Below are 20,178 nucleotides of genomic sequence, written 5' to 3'. Positions count from 1 at the left end.
CCGTCAGGCGCCGAGCTTTTGCAGTTTTTGCAGCTCGGCGCGCAACTGGATCACGCTGGGCGTGACGATGGGGATGAAGGCCGATTCACGCCAGCGGCGGGCAAAGCCATCGTCCGCATCCAGGCTGTAGGCCCGGCCACCGGCCGTCTGCAGCTCCAGCTGCATGGCCTGCTGCACGCAGTCGTGCAGGGCCAGGCGCAGCGCGAAAAGCCGCTCGGGCGCCTCCACGAAATCGCCGGCCTCGACACCGGCCTTGAGTGCCGCCACCGCCTGTTCCAGATGGCTGCGGGTATCGTCCAGCGGCTGCTGCAGCACATGCCCGCCCTGCCCCATGCGCGAGGCGGCCTGCGCACAGGCCGCGCGTGCCAGGCCGATGGAAAGGCCGCATTGCATGCCCAGGAAGGCCGGCCGCACACGCGGCAGGAATCCGCCGGCGCGCTCGGCCAGCAAATCGTCTTCGATGATGGCCACGTTCTTGAGCTGCAGCGCGGCGGTGTTGGTGCCGCGCAGGGCAATCAACTCCAGATCCGGCGAGCGCTCCAGGCCGGGACGATCGGACGGCAGGGCCACGATCATGGGCGGCGCGCCGTCGTCACGCGCCACGGCAATGGCGGCCAGAAAGCGCGGCCCGCGCAGGTTGGTGCACCAGGGCACGCTGCCGTTGAGCAGCCAGCCGCCGCCTTCCCGGGCCGTGGCGCGGATGTTGAGTGCCTCCAGCCCGCTGAGGAATTTCATGATGTTGGACAGCCCCGAGGCACCGGCCGCCTCGCCCGCCAGCAGCGCGGGCAGCCAGCGCTCGCGCAGGGCCGCATTGCCGGTGTTCGCCAGCATCTCGATCAGCACGCGCTGGCCCCAGAAGGCAAAGGCGGCGGACATGGAGTGCGTGGCCACCTGGGCAATCGCCTCGATGGCATCGCCGGCGCTGCCGCCCTGCCCGCCCAAGGCATCCGCCAAGCCGTGGCCCAGCAGCCCGGCTTCGGCCAGATAGGGCACGACGGCGGCCGTGGCCTCGCCGTTGCCGGCATCCAGCGCCTGGGCACGTGCATCCAGCCATTGGCGGTCGGCGCCGGTCAGCAGGGGGAAATCGGGTATGTGGCTTGTCATCTTGCGGGTCACCATAAAAAAAGGGACCGCTGTGGGCACAGCGGTCCCTTGCCATCCTAGCGCAGCGCACAGGCTGCGCAGATGACGCAGCGCAGGCTCAGTGCGCCGCCACCTTGCCGGGGCGTGTTTCCTCGCGCAGGGCCTTGACCTTGTCGCTCAGGCCGGCCCAGGGCTGCAGGCCGTACTGGCTGCGCATGGTGTTGAGCAGCGTGGCGATCTGATCGTCGCTGAGGTTGTGGCGGAAGGCGGGCATGGTGCCCAGCTGCGGGCGCGCCGGTTGCGTGATGCCGTTGAGCACCACGTGGATGGCGTTGGTCGGCGAGTCGCTGTACAGGTTGGTGTTCAGCGACAGCTGGGGGCGCACGCCGAAGCTGCTGCCGGCCAGCACGCCGCTGGGATCGGCACGGTGGCAGGCCATGCAGGCGCCCTGGTACAGACGGTAGCCCTGGGCGTCGACCGGCAGCTTGGCAACCTCGGTCTTTTCCTTCACCAGGGCCTGGGCGTCCCCTGCGCCAGCGGCGTCTGCCACGGGCTTGCGGTACGACATCAGGTAGGTGGCCATGGCGTTGATGTCCTCGGCCGACTGGTGGGACAGGCCTTCGATCACGGGCGCCATGGGGCCGGCGGCCACGCCGTGGCGCTCCGAGAAGCCGGTCTGCATGTAGCGGACCAGGTCCTCGCGCGTCCAGGGCAGCGGAGCCACGGCCTTGTCGTTGAGCGCGGGCGCATCCCAGCCGTCGATGAAGGCGCCGGCCAGGTGGTCGGCACCCTTTTTCTCGGCGCCGAACTGGTTGCGCGGCGAGTGGCAGGCCGCGCAGTGGCCCAGGCCTTCGACCAGGTAGGCGCCGCGAATCCACTCGCCCGACTGGTTGGCGGGCGCGGGCTGCTCGCCCGGCTCCAGGTACAGCGCATTCCACAGGGCCAGCCCACGGCGCACGTTGAACGGGAAGTTCAGCGCGGTCTTGGGCGCCTCGTTGGAGACAGCCGGCTCGGTCATCAGGAAGGCGTACAGCGCCTTCATGTCCTCATCGGTCACGCGGGTGAATGCCGTGTACGGGAAGGCGGGGTACAGGTAGTTGCCCTCGCGGTCCACGCCATGGCGCATGGCGCGCTCGAAGGCCTCGTACGACCAGCGGCCGATGCCGGTTTCGGCATCGGGCGTGATGTTGGTCGAGTAGATGGTGCCGAAGGGGCTGGGCATGGCCAGGCCGCCTGCGTTGCGCTGGCCGCCCGGTGCCGTGTGGCAGACAGCGCAGTCGCCCATGTGCGCCAAGCGGCGCCCCTGGTCGATCTGCTGCTGGCTGAATTCCTGCACCGGGATCTGCTGCAGAGGAGCGATCTCGCTGCGGCCCGTGGCCAGCCAGAAGGCGGCGCCGGCCACGGCGGCCAGGCCAACCACGCCGAGGGTGATTTTCTTGAGTGTGTGCATGTTCCAGTCCTCCGCTCTCAGTTCTGTGCCTTGTCGGCCGGGGCTGCATCGGCAGCCTGTGCCTTGAGTGCGGCCAGCACGCGTGCCGGGGTGAACGGCACTTCGCGCAGGCGCACGCCGGTGGCGTCGAACACGGCGTTGGAGACAGCGGCGGCGCTGGGCACGGAGGCCGATTCGCCCGCGCCCATGGGGTCTTCGCCCGGGCGCTCGACCAGTTGCACGTCGATCTCGGGCAGCTCGTCAAAGCGCAGGATGGGGTAGCCGCCCCAGTCCAGCGAGGTCACGCCCTTGCTGTCGAAGGTCACGTACTCCTTGAGCACGCGGCTGGTGGACTGGATGATGTTGCCGTGCACCTGGTGGCGCACGCCGGCCGGGTTGACCATCTCGCCGCAGTCATGGGCCACGAAGACCTTGTCCACCTTGATCACGCCGGTCTCGCGGTCCACGGTCACGTCGCAGATCCAGGTGGCCCAGGCCGCGCCGTAGCCAGGGAACTTGCTGTGGTAGTAGCGGGCATAGGCAAAGCCGCGGCCCTTGACCAGACGCTGGTCGGCCGGCGCGGGGTTGCGGTGGGCCGGGCCATCCTGCCAGCCGGCCTGCTTGTGCGCAGCGTGCGTCAGCGCCACGGCGCGCGGGTCCTTCAGGTAGCGCAGGCGGTAGGCCAGCGGGTCTTCACCGGCCAGGTAGGCGCATTCGTCGATCCAGCACTCATGGGCAAAGACGTTGGGCAGGGCCGAGACGCCACGCATCCACGAAGCGCGCACGATGGGCGCCGCATCCTGCGAGACCACGCGCATCTTGGGGTACTCGTACTGCGGGATGGCCGTACGGTCGCCCATCTGCAGCACCTTGGGCTTGTTGGGCACCTTGCCCGTCAGGATCAGGGCCAGCGCTGCCGCGTCGTTGGACGGGTAGCAGGTCTTGAGCTCATAGCCCAGCACGGCATGGTTCTCATCCAGGCCGCCGCGCACGCGGATCAATTGGCCCGTGCCCTTGGGCTCCCAGGCGGCTTCCTGCTCGCGCATCAGTTGCACGCGCACCGGGCGGCCCACGGCCTGCGACAGCAGCACGGCGTCGGATGCCACGTCGTCCGCGCAATTGCGGCCATAGCAGCCCGAGGCTTCCAGGCGCGTCACATTGATCTGGTCGGCCGCCATGCCGGTCAGCGTGGCGATGTCCTTGCGCACGTCGTGCGGGTTCTGCGATCCGGTCCAGACCTGGATCTGGCTGGCGGACACCTCGGCCACGGCGCAGGACGGGCCGATGGAGGCATGCAGGTGGTAGGGCCAGACGTAGTCGGCCTCGATCACCTTCTTGGCGCCCGAGAAGGCCTCGTCAATGCCCGCGTCCTCGCGCAGCATGCGGTCGGTCTTCTCGTGCTTGACCAGGGTGTCGTGCATGGCGTTCAGCGACAGGTCGGGCACGCCGGCCCAGTCCTTCCACTTCACGTCCAGCTGGCGCATGGCGGCAATGGCCTGCTCTTCGCGCTCGGCCACGATGCCCACGAAATCGCCCTGCACCACCACCTTGACGATGCCGGGCAGATGCGCCACGGACTGCTCGTTCACCGAAATCAGGCTGCTGCCCAGCGGCGCCGACGCATCGGCACCGCCATAGGGCGGGCGCACCACGCGGCCGTGCAGCATGCCGGGCACGCGCACATCGTGCACATAGGCCAGCGCGCCCAGCACCTTGGCCGGAATGTCCACGCGCTGCACGGACTTGCCGATGTAGTTGAAACCGCCGGTGCGCAGCGGCACTTCCTTGTCCAGCGCAATGTTCAGGTCCTGGCCCTGGGCCAGTTCGCCGTAGCCGATGCGCCGGCCGCCCTTGGCCACCACCGCGCCCTTGGACGTGGTCAGTGCGGACACGGGCTGCTGCAGCTTCTCGGCAGCCAGGCCCAGCAGCAGCTGGCGCACCTGCGCGGCGGCCTTGCGCATCGGGATGGCATCCACCTGGATGGTGTTGCTGGCAATGGTCGGGCCCTGGTTGGGCGTGCGGCCCGTGTGGCCCAGCACCATGGTGATGCGTTCGAACTCCACATCGAGCTCATCGGCCACCAGCTGCGCCAGCGAGGTACGGATGCCCGTGCCCAGGTCCACGTGGCCGTGGTAGGCCGTGACGCTGCCGTCCGCGCCAATGGCGATGAAGCTGCTCACCCGGTCGATGGGGGGAATGGGGAAGGCGCCGGCCACGGCGGGCGCCGTACCCGTGCTTTCAGCCACCAGGCCAGCGGCCGCCACCGAGCTGACCATGACCATGCCGCCCAGCTTGAGCAGGTTGCGACGCGTCAGTTGAAGGGGGTTGGATGCACTCATGCTGCACCTCCCTGGGCGATCAGCACGCGGGCGCGAGCAGCCGCACGCATGATTTCCACATGCGTGCCGCAGCGGCACAGGTGGCCGGACAGGGCCTGGGTGACTTCCTCGTCGGTGGCCGTGGGCTTGTGGTCGAACAAGGCCACCAGGGCCATGACCATGCCGTTGGTGCAGTAGCCGCACTGGGCAGCCTGCTCGTCAATGAAAGCCTGCTGCACAGGGTGCAGTCGGTAGACGGCCTTGCCCTGTGCATCGGCTGCGGGCTTGCCGGCAGGCATCCCCGGCACGGCGGCCGGATGGGCTGCTTCCCAGTCACGCGCCACGCGGGCGTGCTCGGCCTGGGTCGCATCCTGGGACAGGCCTTCCAGCGTCGTGACCTTCATGCCCTGGACCACGCTCACGGGAACGGAGCAGGAGCGGGCCACCTTGCCGTCGATCAGCACGGCGCATGCGCCGCATTCGCCCAGGCCGCAGCCGAACTTGGGACCGTTGAGCTGCATGTCGTTGCGCAGCACATAAAGCAGCGGCGTCTCAGGGCTCACGCCCTGGATCTCGACCTCTTGTTGGTTGAGAGTGAATTTCATCGTGTGCAAACCTTGTGGTTGACAACAGGTGCAAACCATAGGTGCGCACTGAAAAATCAGGCGACGGGCTCGCCGCGGCCAAGCCCGAAAAAGAAAGCCCACCGCCAACGGGGTGGGCTGTTTTCACGTGGTTTTTAGAGGCAACTCTGATAGATGACTGCCTGTTGTATGCAAACGATTCTATGCCTCGGACTTGCCCATCACTGCCAGCCGGCGTCCATCCAAGGACCTGCACAGACCCGCAAACTCCGTGGCTTTTTGCTCACATAACTCACCATACAGATCGGAAATATCCGAAAAAACACAGCGCTACCAGCCGATCCGGAAACCTGCACCAAGGCCCGAAAGATGTGCACCACCACAGTGCACAAAGGGCAGAAATCCTTGCATCACAGCCCCGGTCCAGTCTTGCAGCCATGCACGGCTGAGCATAAAGACAGCAGGCCACCCTGGCAGCCGGCGCATCGGCACGGCCATCACACCAACCAAGCAAAACACTCGGCTTTTATCTGCATCAAATTCCAGTGAGAACGCTTGAAATTCCCGAGCACGCCATGCACAGCGCCCGTAAAACACGCGCCCGCCTGCAGCATCGATGAACACAAGGCGCGGACCAGCGGCCCAGCCGTCAACGGGTGCCCGGCGTGATCTGGATGGTGCCCAGGCCCGAGCCCACGGCCTCACGCCGACGAGGTGCCAGCCAGTGCACCCAAAGCCCCTTGAGCCAGCCCAGCGCAAAGGCACCTGCCAAGGCCAACATGCCCCACTGCCCGGTCAACAGGGCCACATATATCCAGTAAGGCATGCATCCCAGGCCGAGAAGGCAGGCCCACCGCCGCAGGGCAACGGAACGGGACTGCGACAGCCAGACGGCAAGGACTGCGGGGAGTGCGAAGGCGATCTGATCGATGCTCATGGCCTCATCATACTGTATGAATAAACAGTTTTGTAGGCAAGAACGCGTGTCTTTTGCGAAGGATGTCACGGGACCACCAGCACCCTCATCTTTCGCTTGCAGTCCGCTCGCCGCCCTCCCCACAACCCCACGCAAAAAACCGTTGGCAAACAGCGTACAGACTGGGTTTCAAGAATTTCCAATGTGCGGTGCAGTTTGATCACGGCATCGCCTTTCACATCCCTTCAATAAGCCCAAACTCCTTCGCAGCCGGTCACTCACTCCTGTGAACCACCGCGCTTCAAACCTGAAAGCGAGGGCATACAGGATTTTGAAGGGCTCCGGAACATACAGCACCCCATAACTACCGGCTCTTTACATGGCCTTTACCTGGCGTTGACCGGTCATTTTGAACACGGTCAGGACGGCCAATGGCAGTCATAGGAGAAAATGATCGAAAGCATGCAAACTTGTTCTTAAAAAACCGTTAATATTCGCGCTTCAATCCATGAAAGGCAAACTACCGTGAACACCACATACAAAGAACTTCTGGCACAGCGCGAGGCACTCGAGGCCCAGATCCAGACAGCACGCAAGCAAGAAGTCAGTGATGTGATCGCCAAGATTCGCGGTCTGGTTCAGGATTACGGCCTGACTGCCGACGACATCTTCACGGCACGCCGCGCTCCCTCCACCGTGGCCCCCAAGTTCCGCAATCCCGAAACCGGTGACACCTGGACCGGCCGTGGCAAGCCCCCTGCCTGGATCAAGGACAAGGATCGCGCCCAGTTCGCCATCTGAAGCCTGGATAAACGCCTCCATGAAAACAGCCTGCAGTTCTCTGCAGGCTGTTTTCATTCTGGCGGCACTTGCTGCCACACCTGAATTCCCGGGCTTGGGCTTCCAAGGCCAGACGCCACGCAGGTGAAACAAGAATGCTCTATGGACATGTCCTTAAACGTGCACCATGGATGGATGCCGTGGTCCAATCTTCCAGCCGGATCTGAAGCCTCCAGCGAGTGACTGGCTGCAGATGCCGGCTCCAGATGCTCGGCCACCCATGAAAAAACAGACATCCACCTTGGACAGCGCACCCACACCATACCGTTCTGAAAAGTTCTCGACTGCCGCCGAATCGATAACCACCACAGAAGAGCCCCCCTCCTCCGCTTTGTCATTTTCAGGCGAGCAGGTTTTGTTCATCGCGTCATCCGATGAACTGCACGCTCATCTGCTCCCGCACCTCAAAAGTTGGGGCCTGGCGACCACCGCCTGCCACCATCCCACGGCCATTCGCCAGGATCGCCTCCAGAAGTTCCAGGTTGTTGTGCTTTGCGGATCGAAAACGTCCTGGAATCCCAAGGATGAAAACCGCCTGGTGGCAGGAGCTGCCAGCATCATCGAATGCGAGGCCGATCACCCCCTGCAACCCAAGGTGATCAACGCCCGCATCATCGAAGTCTCCTGGCGTTCGCTGCAGGGCCTCTTTGATGCACTGCAACTGGCCGTTCAGCCCCGGCCTGCCAGCAGCGGCCGCATTTCGTCGACCGATGACGTCGCCCATTTTCAACAAATCCCGGCCCCCATCAGAACGGCATTTCTGGAGTCTGCACGTTCGTCGCTGGCGATCATCAAATCCAGCAAGAATCGCAAGGATGTGCAAAGAGAGCTGCACAATCTTTCCGGTTCACTGCGATTTTTTGACCTGACTGAGCTGTCAATACGCTGCGCCGGCCTGGAAAATGGCATCAACCATGATGGGCTGATGCACCATGCGCATTCGCTGCTGGCGCTGGAACTGCAGCTTGACCAGCTCCTGGAGGAAATCCGGACCTTGAACGGCAGATAAAGAACCGGCCGTCATTGAGATCTCGATGAGGTCACCCATCCGCACTCAAGGGCATACTTCATCAGATCAATGTCTCGTTCAATTCCAAGCTTGTGCATGGCCTTGACTTTCTGGGTGCTGATGGTTTTCTTGCTTCTGTTCAGCTTGGCCGCGATCTCGTCGATACGCAAACCGGCCGCATAAAGCCTTACCACCTCCGATTCCTTGGGACTGAGCACCCCCGGTGATTTTCCTTCGCCTCCCATGACACCCGTATTCATTTTTTCCAGTCGCTCGGAAATGGCGGGAGAGAAGTAGGTCCCTCCTGTATAGGCGGCATGGATGGCCGGAACCAGATGCAGCACAGGGTCCGCCTTGCTCACAATGCTGATGTTCGACACCTTGCCCAGCGCCTGGAGAATGGCCGAATTGTCCAACATGGTCAGAACCACCAAACCCAGGTTCGGAAATCTTCTGGATATATAGCCAAAAAGATTCAAGCCATCTCCGTATTGACCCGTAGGCATGGAGTAATCCGACACAAGCACGTCAAAGCCACCCTCATCCAACTTTTTCACCAGTTCGGTTGAATTTGACACACTGGCTTTCAACAGGATTTCCAGCTCGGAAGACAGCTCATGCCGGATGCCTGAGATGATTCCAGGATGATCATCGGCCAGCAGTACGGATATATTCAAATCTTTTCTATGATTCATATTGGAAAACATGATTTGGCACCATCAACGGAATAAACACAATCGTTCAGTGCAGCATCATTGCACCATGGCTCATCAGATATCTCTCAAGTTCTCCAGCAGGTCAGTGAGGGCCTCATCCACTGCATGGAGGTGCCGCATATTGACAAGAGATGACAATCGGTCCATATCTTCCACTCTATCCTTCAGCCCAGCCACCGCAAATGACCCTTTCATGGCATGAATTTCACGGTGCACAGCCATCAGATCACCTTGCAGCAAATGCTTTCTCAACGCAGCCAATGAGCTTTCGGTTGCTGAAATCAATACATCACGATAAGGCAATCTGCTGCCCGGAACTTCCGCAGCTTCAACGACACCCTTGCCAGACTTTCCTATATTTTTTCCAATGAATTCCTTGAGGTTTTTCAAGGAGGCCGGCTTGACAAGAATATCTGCGATGCCAAATTTTGCACATTTGAATTTTTCCTGCTTGCCTGCATGTGCCGTTATTGCTCCCACAGGAATTCCCGGATAATTCTGCTTGATGCGCTGAGCAAGTGCATAACCGCTCATTCCAGGCATTTGCAGGTCCGTAAGAACCAGGTCATACATATTCCGCGACATCATTCGCAATGCGGATTCCCCGCCTTCTGCAGATTCCGCCTGGAAGCCGAGGATTTTCAGCTGATCCAGAAGCAGCAGCCTGTTGACCGGGTGATCATCGACGATGAGAATCCTTGCGCAATAACCTGCGCTTTCATCGTCTGCAAGCATGACATCGCCATCGTCCCAACCCAAGGAAGCAGGAACAGGCTGGACGTGGCATGCGGGCAAGGTCAATTCGAAAATGCTGCCCTTTCCCGGCACGCTGAAGAACCGGATTTCCCCGCCCATGAGATGTGCCATACGCTGACACAGCGTCAAGCCCAGCCCTGTACCACCAAATTCCGCCGCTATATCCGAGCCTGCCTGCTTGAATGCATCAAAGATGAATGGGTGCTGTGAGGGATGAATGCCTATCCCGGTATCTGACACTTTGATCTTGAGCTCACCGGCCCTGTCTGATGCAAACACGTCAATCTTGCCAGCCTTGGTGAATTTCAAGGAGTTGCTGAGAAGATTGTTGAGGATTTGCTTTATTCTCTCGCCATCTCCTATATATCCATCCCTCAGCGAATGATCAATGATCAAGGAAAATCCTATACCTAGTTCCGAAGCCAGCGGTTTGTAAATGGAAGCAACCTGCCGGATCACAGACTTGAGATCAAAGCTGGCCAATTCCACACTCATCTGACCAGACTCGATCTTCGAGAAGTCGAGAACATCATTCAGCAGCGTCAAAAGAGAATGGGATGAAGATGATATGGTGGTGAGCCTGGTTTGCTGCTCTTCTGACATGGAGCTTCTTCCCAGTATTTCCAGATTGCCCAATATTGCATTCAGTGGCGTGCGTATCTCGTGGCTCATGGCAGCAAGAAAAGAAGATTTTTCCTGGTTTGCCTCTTCTGCCGCCTTTTTGGCATCTTCCAGATTTCTTTGCACCTGCTTGTGTGCAGTGATATCGGCAAATCCACACAGCAGGACATGCCTCCCCTGATATTTGGCCTTCACCATGATCACTGAAAGCTCTGCAACCGTTCCGTTGTAAGAGACCACGACTTCGCTGACTACCGGCAAATATTCAGTCTTTTTTCCACTCAGATATTTCTCACCGTAGAATCTGAGAAAATATTCAATCAACCGCTCACCAGCAGACTTATCATCCAACACCATGCTTTCTTTGTACTTGTACATCATGCTGTTTTCCAACAGCATCTTCTTTTCCTTGAAATCAAGAAGACCAAGTCCATAAGGCGCCATGGCAATGATGGTGCGGCTCAGATGTTCCGTGTCGAACACATTCTTGGCTTTCCCATATATTGGAATAAAAACCCTATCATAAAAATATATCAGAAAACACCAGAAAAAAATGATGAATATCAATGAAAACAGCAAATATACAAGAGACTTCCCATTTAAATACACAGCATCTTTCCAGGAAAACACCTGGAGAAGTATCATGTTCGTATTTGATATCCTCGAATAGTAATAAAAATGTCCATTTCTATAGACGGCACCATACTTGCTCAAAATATATCTACTTATCAGACCTCCATGAAATTTCGACGCCTCGATATCAAAAAAATCCCCTATTGCATCGCCGATCTCCCCCCCACCCAGCGCAACGTTGCCTTGAGAATCAATAATAAACAAGGAGTTCCTGCCTTCACCTTGCTGCATAAGGCTCTCAATATATTGAGTCGGCATGTCGCTCACCACCGTGAGAAATGGCTTTCCATCTTGGAAAGCCGAGACAACAATCTGAAATGACATCTCCCCGGTCAGAATGCTTTTACTCGGAGGCAGCCATATGGGATGACGCAGCTGGACGGACGGAATGATGGTGCCGTTATCTTCAGGCAAAGTCGAAATCTGTTCCCTGAGTTTCAAGAGCATGTCTTTTCGCTCATGCTCGTTTGGCACCTGCGGCACAAGGACGCCTATGAACGATCTGTCCGGACTGAAGACATAGGCAGATATTGCTCTTCCATTTTGAAGAAAGCTGGAATTTGCCAAATATGCCAGCTCTCCCAACATATCTCTGTAGTGCTTGTGTACATTCTTGTTGATCTTATTCTCAAGCAATACTACAGGACTCACCCCTGCCATCACAGCATCTGCCCCGGTAAAGACACCGGGATGAGATGTGTGCGTCTGCCCCCAAAGCAACTCTGATGCAATGATTCCTCGCATCATAATGACTTGCTTTGTTTCTATTTCTACCAGAACCCGGGTTCTCTTGCTCTGGAATACGGCTCTTCTTTCCTCCATGAAGTCATTGAGCTCGAACAGGGCCGCAAGCATTGCCAAAACAATGACAAGAAGAGAGAAAACCAGGCCACCGCCAAAAAGCAGTGTCTTGTTGTATTTGGTCAGAAGGTGGAGCTCTTCCTTTTCTCCAGCCTCTTTTTTATATATTTCCATCTGGGCATCAAGATACAACCATCGATCAGGCTGTGGATCTCCTCATGTAATAAAAGAAATCTTTGCAAGAAAGCTGCGGATGGCATGGAGCTTGGTCGGATCGTCTGCGGCAATGACGATGCATTTCTGCACCTATTTTCTTACGTCAATCCAGCCCATCTCAATTCCATAGCGAATGAGATCAATGTCCTTGCGTATACCCAGCTTGTTCATGACAGCCACCTTGTGCGTGCTGACCGTCTTGATACTGCGATAGAGCTTTTTTGCTATCTCGGACACCGTCATGCCAGAGATGAAAAGAAGCAGAACCTCTTCCTCCCGCTTTGAGAGTTCTATCGATGTACGCACCGCGCCCAGCCACTCTCCTCCCAGCAGCTTGCTTGCACTGGGAGATATGAATTGACCATCCGTGTATGCAGCGTAGATGGCGGGCAGCAGACTTCCCAAAGAATCCGTTTTATGGACAATTCTGTAGATTCCTTGGTTGGTAAGAGATTTGATGATTCCAATATTCTCGATCATTGTCAGCATGACGATCTTGACACTTGGAAATCTTTTCCGAATGACATTCAGCATCACCAGACCATCACCGTAGGTTCCACCGGGCATGGAGTAATCAGTTACCAGAACATCACATTCGTTTTTCTTCAGAAAGCTTATGATTTCCGTGGAGTTTTTCGCTCGACCTACAATCTCTATTTCATGCTTGTCCTCCAAAACACTTTCTATGCCTGCCAGAACTGCCGGATGGTCATCGGCAATTAGTATCCGCAAGACGAAATTTTTCATGACTCAAAAAATTAAAATAATTCGCACGAAGAACATTCCTATTCTAGGCAGCCGGCTACTAGGATTTAATTGGATTTGTCTGATTTTTCAATCCAAAAATCTAAGATTTGTCTGATTTGCAAGATTTATTGCCGAAAAATCGGGTACCAGTCCTAGGTCCCACTCCTAGAATTCAACAGACAGTTGAACCAATGGTTGAATGGATTCGGGCCAGATGCCGCCGGGACCTGAAGCGCCCGATCTGCGGGAAGGCGCCAGACCTGTGCGCGATGAGATCACTGCGGCGCTTGGCGGGCGGCTGAAGAGATGGCGGAATCCCGGCACAATCGAGGGATGCGAATCCTCCACACCATGCTGCGCGTTGGCAACTTCCAGCGCTCCATCGATTTCTACACACAGGTTCTTGGCATGCAGCTGCTGCGAACCTCCGAGAACCCGGAGTACAAATACTCCCTGGCCTTCCTGGGCTTCGAGGGCGGCAACCCGGCCCAAGCCGAGATCGAGCTGACCTACAACTGGGGCACCGAGGCCTATGACATGGGCTCGGCCTATGGCCACATCGCCATTGGCGTGCCGGACGCGTATGCCGCCTGCGAGAAGATCAAGGCGTCCGGCGGCAACGTGACGCGCGAGGCAGGCCCCGTCAAGGGCGGCACCACGGTGATTGCCTTTGTGACGGATCCGGACGGCTACAAGATCGAACTCATACAAGAGAATTCGCGAGCCCATGCCGGGACCCAGCCTGACGGTGACGCGAAGTTCGACCCGCTGCGCAATTCCTGATCCACGCAGCCGTCAAAAGAAAAGGCCCGGAGCGATTGACGCTCCGGGCCTTTTCTTTTTGGCCGTTTACAGCGGCAAGACTGAGGCTCAGTCCACCAGGATCACTTCCACGCGGCGGGCTTCGGCGTTGCTGCCGTCAGCCTGCAGCTGCTCGGGCTTCTTGAGTTCGACCTTTTCCTCAGCCACGCCCAGAGCGGACAGGGCAGCCTGGACTGCCAGGGCGCGCTTCTTGGCCAGTTCGGCGTTGAGTTCTGCGCTGCCCGTGGCGTCGTGGTAGCCCGAGATCACGGCGCGCTTGCCGCCCTTCACACCGGCGACCACGTCGGCCAGCGCTTCATTGGCGCCCACGGCCAGCTCGGCCTTGGCCGATGCGAAGTAGAACTTGACCACGCCGTTTTCGACAACGACGCGGGCCACATCTTCCTCCAAGACCACGGGCACCATTGCTGCCACAGGGGAAGCGCCGCCTGCCATCTTCGCCGGGCCATGCGCAATGCCGCGCTGGTAGACGACGACGCCAACGACCGTGGAGACGACGAGCGCAATCAGCGCGAACAGGAAACCCAGGGCAAAACGTTGTTGGCTGTCGTCGTCGGAATGACTGAAGGACATGAAGCACTCTCCGTGAATGAGCTGTTGGATGAAAACCAGAAAGACTGCGAAAAACCGGTGGATTGTAGAGGGCCACCGTCGAGGGCCCCGTGCCACGCCCAAACCCCGCAGTGACGGCCGGCAAAAACTGTGGTGCGGCGGAGACAGAAGACCAGCCCTGCAAGGGCAAAGCACGCGCTTGTGCACCGTTTGGGCGTCCAGGCGTTAAAACGTCATTGTTCTTTCATGCTGTCGCGCCCATGTCCGCCCTGCCAGAATTTTCATTCGCCCGCCGAGAGTCACAGCCCATGCTGGACGAAGCGCTGCACCGATGGGGCGGGAGCGATGACCTCTGGATCTTTGGCTACGGCTCGCTGATCTGGCGGCCGGATTTCGATTTCTGCGAACGCCGCACGGCGCGTGTCTTTGGCTGGCACCGGGCGCTGAAGATGTGGAGCACCATCAACCGCGGCACCCCCCAGAACCCTGGCTTGGTCTTTGGCATGCTGTCCGGCGGCAGCTGCCAGGGCATGGTGTTCCGCATTCCCCGGCACCACGGCCATGACGTCATGAGAAAGCTGTGGCAGCGCGAGATGGCCAATGCCGTCTATGACCCCCGCTGGCTGCCCTGCCGCACCGGCCAGGGCACGGTGCAGGCGCTGGCGTTCACGCTGTCCCGGCAAAGCCCCAATCACACGGGCGAGCTGGCGCCCGAGGACTATCGCCGCATTTTCAGCGAGGCCAAGGGCATCTACGGCAGCACGCATGACTATGCGCGCGCAACCTTCGATGAGCTCAAGCGCCTGGGCATCCGTGACCGCGCGCTCCAGCGCCTGCTCAGCTACGCAGGCCAGCCCGACGCAGGCGCGCGGCAAGGCTCCGTTTGACGCCATCGCCGCGCACGGCCACAGAACGCTGCGCTCTCCGACATGGCCGCCGTATCGCACGCTGCATGATGGCGGCTGCGCGCCATGCGCCTCCGTGACTTTTCAGTTCCCATTCCAACCAGGAGATTGCCGCCATGCCTTTGAACGCTTCCCAATCCAGCCACGCCGCCACTTCGCAGCCCTCCACCCCGTCCACCGCCGTGAAGCTGTTGATGGCTGCCGGCATGGTGCTGGCCCTGGGCGCCTGTGGCAGCCAGCCCAAGCCTCCTGCCGCAGCCTCCGCCTCGACCCCGGCAGCCGTCACGACAGCGCCCGCCTCCCGCAATGTGGCCATGGCCCAGCTGCAGCCCACGCAAGGCAGCAAGGTCAGCGGCAGCCTGCAGTTCACGGCACAGGCCGATGGCAGCGTGCGCGTGCAAGGCTCCGTCCAGGGGCTGGCGCCGAACAGCGAGCACGGCTTTCACGTGCATGAAAAAGGCGATTGCTCCAGCCCTGACGGCCTGAGCGCGGGCGGCCACTTCAACCCGACCGGCCAGGCCCATGGCCGCTTCGATTCTTCGACCCATCACACGGGCGACCTGCCCAGCCTGCGATCCGATGCGCAAGGCATGGCAAGCATCGACTTTGTGTCGCGCGGCCTGGCATTGGACCAGGGCCCCAACAGCGTGGTGGGTCGTGGCCTGATCGTGCACAAGGACCCGGACGACTACACCACGCAACCCACCGGCAACTCGGGAGCGCGCCTGGCCTGTGCGGTGATCACGCGCGGATGATGTGCTCGGCCGGGTCTGCGTTCAGCGCAGGCAGTCGCGCAGCCACGCCGCGCACTGCTCGGCGCGCGCGCCCGGCCATTGGACGCTGACCGTGGTATCGCCACGGCGCAGCTCGACATGAATGGTGTCGGCAGCGCCCGCGCTGCCCTCACCGCTCAAGCTGCCGATTAGCCGCCCCCACCAGCCACGGCCCCGCAGGTCTTGGGCCGTGGAGGAGAGCTCCGAAGCTGGCGCTGGTGCTGGCGAATTCCGGGCTTGCACCACCGTTTCCCTGGCTGGCTCGGAGGCCGGCGCGGGCGCGACAGGTGCAGGCGCCTGCATGGTCGCCTCGCCCGCAGCGGGCTCCCCTCCCCCACCTTCGAGCCGCGCGGCCAGATTGTTACCGAACTCCTCCCATATTCGGTCGGCCTTGGTCTTCATCACGCTCAGGCCGAAGGCGCCCAGACGGCCCAGCAGGTCCACGTCGATCTTGATGCGCAGTTCGGTGCCTCCATCCGGCGTGGCGCTCAGGAAGATTTCACTGCGCTGCTTGAGCGAGCTGGCCACCGAGGTGTCTTCTCCCGTTCCTTCCACGCGCAGATACTCGGGAGCGCGTTGCTCGACGATGCGTGTGCGCAGCTTGAATCTGGCGCTGATGAAGGAGATCTTCTGGTGCATCACCGCCACGTATTCGGTGGGGCTGACCACTTCGATGGACTGCATGCCCGGCACGGCACCTCCCATGACCTGGGGATCGAGCAACAAGGCCCATACCCGCTCTCGCGAGGCCGAAACAGTCAGGGTTTTCTCAATTTCCATGCATTTTCTCCGCGGCCACAAGGACCGATTCCACGATCTGGGTGTAGCCCGTGCAACGGCACAGGTTGCCGTTGAGGCCATGGCGAACTTCGTCCGCGCCGGGAAGGGGGTTACGCCCCAGCAGATCGCAGGCGGCCATGATGAAGCCCGGTGTGCAGTAGCCGCACTGCAGGCCGCCGCATTGCATGAAGCTTTGCTGCAGCGGGTGCAGCCGTTGTGACGGGTCTGCGCCCGCACCCCCAGCAATACGGTCGGCCAGGCCTTCGATGGTGGTGAGCGCGCGGCCCTGGACCTGCACGGCCAGCAGCAGGCAGGACTTCACCACTTCGCCATCCAGCAGCACCGAGCAGGCGCCGCACACGCCCGTCTCGCAGCCGCGCTTGGTGCCCGTCAGGTGCAGGTCATCACGCAGAAAATCCGACAGCAGCCGGCGCGCAGGCACTTCCACGCTGCAGGGCTCGCCGTTGACGGTGCATTCGATGCGATGTCGGCTCATGCCAGCTCTCCTTGTTCCAGTGCCAGGTCCAGGCCAAACAGTTCGGCCACGGTGCGCCGCACGTTGACGCGCACCATTTCTCGGCGGAAATCCGCCGAGCCGCGCAGGTCCGAAGCCGGTGTGATGTCGGCCGCGACGATGTCACCCGCCTCGGCCGCCAAGGCCCAGGTGAGGGCACGGCCTTCAAGAAAGCCCTCGGCGCGCCGCTGGCGCACGGGTATGGGCGTAGAGGCGCCCACGACGAGACGCGCGTCGCGGCAGATGCCCCCGGCGGTGTGCGCCACCAGGGCCACGCTGGCCAGCGGCCGATGTTCGGCCGCTGTGCGCAGAAAGCGCGTGTACACACCGCTGCGCCGGTCGTCTCCTTGCCCCATGGGCGGCACGCGGATCTCGCTGACGATCTCGTCGCCTTCCAGCGCCGTGGCGTAGTAGTCGACCAGGAAGTCCTCGATGTCCAACAGGCGCTCGCCTCTTGCGCTGGCCAGCACGATCTGGGCGCCCAATGCCATCAGGCAGCCGGGCGGGTCGGTGGAGGGGTCGGCATAGCAGAGATTGCCGCCCACCGTGCCCTGATTGCGCACCTGCGGGTTGGCCATGCGCTGCGCCATGCCGGCCAGGACAGGATAGTGATGCGACACCAGCGGCGAGGCCGCCAGTTCGGCATGGCGCACCAGGGCGCCGATACGCAGGCCACGCACCGGGTCGAAGTCCAGGCCGCGCAACGCATCGATGCCAGCCAGCGAGACCAGGTGCGTGGGCGCGAGCATGCGCTGGCGCATGCCCAGCATCAAGGCCGTGCCGCCGGCGATCACGCGGCAGTCCTCGCCCAGTTCGGCCAGCAACCGGCTGGCCTCCGCCACCGAGGTGGGCTCCAGGAAGTCGAAGTCATGCATGACGGCCCTCCTCGGCGCGTGCGCGCAGCGCCGCCAGGATTTTTTCGGGTGTGATCGGCAGATCGCATATGCGCACGCCGATGGCGTCGTACACGGCGTTGGCGATGGCAGGCGCTCCCGGCAGGATGGCGGTTTCGCTGGCCCCTTTGGCGCCATAGGGGCCGTTGGGGTCGTTGGACTCGACAAAGCCGCCGCGCAGCAAGGGCACGGCGTCGGCCGTTGGCATGGTGTAGTCGGCGAAGTTGCCGTTGGCCAGGCGCCCGCCTTCCAGGTGCAGTTGCTCGTAAAGGGCCCAGCCCATGGCCTGGACGGTGGCCCCGTTGGTCTGCCCATGGATGGCGACGGGGTTCAGCGCCTTGCCGCAGTCGTCGGCCACATAGCTGTCAAGCACCCGGACCTGGCCGGTTTCCGTATCGACCTCGACCTCCACTGTCTGGGCCGCGAAGGAATAGGCCGGCGCGATGTTGCCGTGCAGCTGGGCGTCGTGCATCTGCGTCTGGGCATCCCAGGTGTGGCTGACCTGTATGCCCTCGCCGCCATGGCGCCAGATGTGCTGGCGTGCGAGCTCGGCCATGCCTGCCGCACGGTCGGTGCCGCGCACGCGCACCTGACCATCGGCCAGCTCCAGGTCGTCGACCTGCGCCTCCAGCACGACGGCGGCCAGGGCCAGCAGCTTGCTGCGGGCCGCCTGCGCGGCACCTATGGCGGCATTGCCTGCAGCCATGGTCACGCGCGAGGCCAGCGAGCCTATGGCGAAGGGCGTGCTGTCCGTGTCGGGTGCGGCCACGCGGACCTGCGACAACGGCAGCGTGAGTTCATGGGCGACGATCTGGCTGAGCATGGTGGCCGCGCCCTGGCCCATGTCGCACTCGCCACTGAGCACAAGCACCTGGCCATCCTCATGGATGCGCACCACCACGGTGGAGCCGTCCCAGTTGCCCATGGTGCGGTTGCCGCTGACATGCATGGCCGCGGCCATGCCCACGCCCCTGCGGCGGGCGCCAAGGGCCTGGCGGGGGCGGGCGCGCTTGCCGCGCCAGTCGATGGCATCGGTGGCCTGGTCTATGCACTCCTTGAGGCCGGCGCTGCCGATCTTCCAGCCATGCACTGTCACGTCGCCGGCTTCCACTGCATTGAGCTTGTGGACTTCGGCCGGATCCAGCCCCAGCTGCTCGGCCATGATGTGGATGTGGCTGTTGAGCGCAAACAGCATCTGCGTACCGCCAAAGCCGCGGAACGCGCCGTGCGGTGGGTTGTTGGTATAGACCAGGGTGGCGTGCGATCGGACGTTGCCCTGCCTGTGCATGTTGTCGCTGCGCATGGCACTGACGTGCATGACCTCGGCCGACAGACCCGCATAGGCACCGCACTCGGCAACGATGTGCACCTGCTTGGCGAGGATGCGGCCATCACGCGCCATGCCCAGCTTGAGCGTGATGCGCTCGGGGACGCTGGAGCAGCAGGCCAGGAAGTCCTCCAGCCGGTTGTTGACCAGGCGCACGGGCCGCCCGGTGCGCAGGGCCAGCAGGCCCGCCACGAGCTGGTTGTCGTCCTCGACGATCTTGCCGCCAAAGCCGCCGCCCGTGGTGGCCTGCACCACGCGGATGGCGGACACCGGCAGCTCCAGCGCCGCCGCCAGCCGGGCACGCGCCAGGAAAACCGACTGCGTGGAGGTCTGTATCAACAGGCGGCCATCGGCGTCGATGGAGGCCAGGGTTGCCATGGGTTCCAGGTAGCCCGGGTACTGCGCATGCGTGGTGTACGTGGCTTCGTGAACCAGATCAGCTGCGGCGAATCCGGCATCGGCATCGCCGCGCTCGAAGCGGATCTCGTGGGCGATGTTGTCCCGGCCCGGATGAACGCCGGGCGCTTCTTCATCCAGGGCTTCCTCGGGCGACAGGATGGCGGGCAGTTCTTCGTACTCGACCTCGATCAGGTCCAGCGCATCGCGGGCGATCTCTTCTGTGGCGGCAGCCACGGCTGCCACCTCTTCACCCGCAAAGCGCACCAGGCCGTCGGCCAGGATGCGCCGCTCCTTGTGGCTCACGCCCCAGGGCGTGCGCGGTGCATCTGCCCCGGTCAGCACGGCTTTCACACCGGGCAGCGCACGCGCTGCAGCAATGTCGATGCGCACGATGCGCGCATGCGGATAGGGGCTGCGCAACAGCTTGGCATGCAGCATGCCCGGCAGCTTGAGGTCGCCCGCGTACTGGGCACGACCTAGTACCTTGGACAGCGCCGTGACCTGGGCCGTCTCGCGGCCCAGCGTGGAATTCGAGGTATTCATG

At 61.4% G+C, this 20,178-nt stretch carries 18 protein-coding genes; 5 read left to right on the top strand and 13 right to left on the bottom strand.

Annotated elements, in window-relative coordinates; translation table 11 throughout:
* Positions 1-3: 3 nt before the first annotated feature.
* From DELCS14_RS14395 to DELCS14_RS14375, 5 genes are all read right to left on the bottom strand, one after another.
* Entirely contained in the window at positions 4-1,119 is a 1,116-nt protein-coding gene (locus DELCS14_RS14395; RefSeq protein WP_013802285.1) for an acyl-CoA dehydrogenase family protein, read from the bottom strand.
* A gap of 82 nt (positions 1,120-1,201) precedes the next feature.
* Positions 1,202-2,533, bottom strand: coding sequence for a cytochrome c (locus DELCS14_RS14390; protein ID WP_013802284.1), 1,332 nt, complete (start codon positions 2,531-2,533; stop codon positions 1,202-1,204).
* Between the two features lie 17 nt (positions 2,534-2,550).
* Positions 2,551-4,851, bottom strand: a complete 2,301-nt coding sequence (locus DELCS14_RS14385; protein WP_013802283.1) for a molybdopterin cofactor-binding domain-containing protein — start codon at positions 4,849-4,851, stop codon at positions 2,551-2,553.
* Entirely contained in the window at positions 4,848-5,435 is a 588-nt protein-coding gene (locus tag DELCS14_RS14380) for a (2Fe-2S)-binding protein (protein ID WP_013802282.1), read from the bottom strand. Before DELCS14_RS14380 ends, DELCS14_RS14385 begins: the two co-directional genes overlap by 4 nt.
* A 628-nt stretch (positions 5,436-6,063) precedes the next feature.
* The gene (locus DELCS14_RS14375) at positions 6,064-6,351 is read right to left on the bottom strand and encodes a hypothetical protein (protein WP_013802281.1); all 288 of its coding nucleotides are present in this window, start codon (positions 6,349-6,351) and stop codon (positions 6,064-6,066) included.
* Positions 6,352-6,855: 504 nt separating this feature from the next.
* On the opposite strand from DELCS14_RS14375, the gene DELCS14_RS14370 reads away from it, so the two are divergent.
* Together DELCS14_RS14370 and DELCS14_RS14365 are read left to right on the top strand one after the other, a co-directional pair.
* The gene (locus tag DELCS14_RS14370) at positions 6,856-7,131 is read left to right on the top strand and encodes an H-NS histone family protein (RefSeq protein ID WP_013802280.1); all 276 of its coding nucleotides are present in this window, start codon (positions 6,856-6,858) and stop codon (positions 7,129-7,131) included.
* Between the two features lie 259 nt (positions 7,132-7,390).
* Entirely contained in the window at positions 7,391-8,179 is a 789-nt protein-coding gene (locus tag DELCS14_RS14365; RefSeq protein ID WP_228676890.1) for an Hpt domain-containing protein, read from the top strand.
* Positions 8,180-8,190: 11 nt separating this feature from the next.
* On the opposite strand, the gene DELCS14_RS14360 is transcribed toward DELCS14_RS14365, so the two are convergent.
* From DELCS14_RS14360 to DELCS14_RS14350, 3 genes are all read right to left on the bottom strand, one after another.
* Entirely contained in the window at positions 8,191-8,886 is a 696-nt protein-coding gene (locus DELCS14_RS14360; protein ID WP_013802278.1) for a response regulator, read from the bottom strand.
* Between the two features lie 63 nt (positions 8,887-8,949).
* Positions 8,950-11,898 (bottom strand): ATP-binding protein, encoded by a 2,949-nt coding sequence (locus tag DELCS14_RS14355; protein ID WP_228676889.1) that lies wholly within the window; start codon positions 11,896-11,898, stop codon positions 8,950-8,952.
* Positions 11,899-12,012: 114 nt separating this feature from the next.
* The gene (locus DELCS14_RS14350; RefSeq protein ID WP_013802276.1) at positions 12,013-12,669 is read right to left on the bottom strand and encodes a response regulator transcription factor; all 657 of its coding nucleotides are present in this window, start codon (positions 12,667-12,669) and stop codon (positions 12,013-12,015) included.
* A gap of 333 nt (positions 12,670-13,002) precedes the next feature.
* Here DELCS14_RS14350 and gloA point away from each other — a divergent pair, with 333 nt between their 5' ends.
* Positions 13,003-13,452 carry a lactoylglutathione lyase gene (gene gloA, locus DELCS14_RS14345; RefSeq protein ID WP_043796127.1) on the top strand — a complete coding sequence of 150 codons (450 nt, stop codon included), beginning with the start codon at positions 13,003-13,005 and terminating at the stop codon, positions 13,450-13,452.
* Between the two features lie 87 nt (positions 13,453-13,539).
* Here the strand turns inward: gloA and DELCS14_RS14340 are convergent, their stop codons facing one another.
* Complete coding sequence (locus tag DELCS14_RS14340; protein WP_013802274.1) at positions 13,540-14,064, bottom strand: OmpA family protein; 525 nt, start codon at positions 14,062-14,064, stop codon at positions 13,540-13,542.
* Between the two features lie 239 nt (positions 14,065-14,303).
* Between DELCS14_RS14340 and DELCS14_RS14335 the strand changes: the two genes are divergently transcribed.
* Both DELCS14_RS14335 and DELCS14_RS14330 read left to right on the top strand, forming a co-directional pair.
* Positions 14,304-14,930, top strand: a complete 627-nt coding sequence (locus DELCS14_RS14335) for a gamma-glutamylcyclotransferase (protein WP_013802273.1) — start codon at positions 14,304-14,306, stop codon at positions 14,928-14,930.
* A 134-nt stretch (positions 14,931-15,064) separates the two neighbouring features.
* Positions 15,065-15,703, top strand: a complete 639-nt coding sequence (locus tag DELCS14_RS14330) for a superoxide dismutase family protein (RefSeq protein ID WP_013802272.1) — start codon at positions 15,065-15,067, stop codon at positions 15,701-15,703.
* A gap of 21 nt (positions 15,704-15,724) precedes the next feature.
* Here DELCS14_RS14330 and DELCS14_RS14325 read toward each other — a convergent pair whose 3' ends face one another.
* The 4 genes from DELCS14_RS14325 to DELCS14_RS14310 are packed head-to-tail and all read right to left on the bottom strand — an operon-like array spanning position 15,725 to position 20,177.
* Entirely contained in the window at positions 15,725-16,501 is a 777-nt protein-coding gene (locus DELCS14_RS14325) for an SRPBCC family protein (RefSeq protein WP_013802271.1), read from the bottom strand.
* Positions 16,491-16,997: a (2Fe-2S)-binding protein gene (locus DELCS14_RS14320; RefSeq protein ID WP_013802270.1), complete on the bottom strand. Its 507-nt coding sequence runs from the start codon at positions 16,995-16,997 to the stop codon at positions 16,491-16,493. Before DELCS14_RS14320 ends, DELCS14_RS14325 begins: the two co-directional genes overlap by 11 nt.
* A complete protein-coding gene (locus DELCS14_RS14315; RefSeq protein WP_013802269.1) occupies positions 16,994-17,890 on the bottom strand; it encodes a xanthine dehydrogenase family protein subunit M in 897 nt (298 codons plus the stop codon). Before DELCS14_RS14315 ends, DELCS14_RS14320 begins: the two co-directional genes overlap by 4 nt.
* Positions 17,883-20,177, bottom strand: coding sequence for a xanthine dehydrogenase family protein molybdopterin-binding subunit (locus tag DELCS14_RS14310; protein ID WP_013802268.1), 2,295 nt, complete (start codon positions 20,175-20,177; stop codon positions 17,883-17,885). Before DELCS14_RS14310 ends, DELCS14_RS14315 begins: the two co-directional genes overlap by 8 nt.
* Position 20,178 lies beyond the last annotated feature (1 nt).

Origin of the sequence: Delftia sp. Cs1-4, assembly GCF_000214395.1 — a bacterium.
Taxonomy (GTDB): domain Bacteria; phylum Pseudomonadota; class Gammaproteobacteria; order Burkholderiales; family Burkholderiaceae_C; genus Comamonas; species Comamonas acidovorans.
Note: the sequence above shows the minus strand (reverse complement) of the source record. Positions and strands in the feature narration are given on the sequence as shown.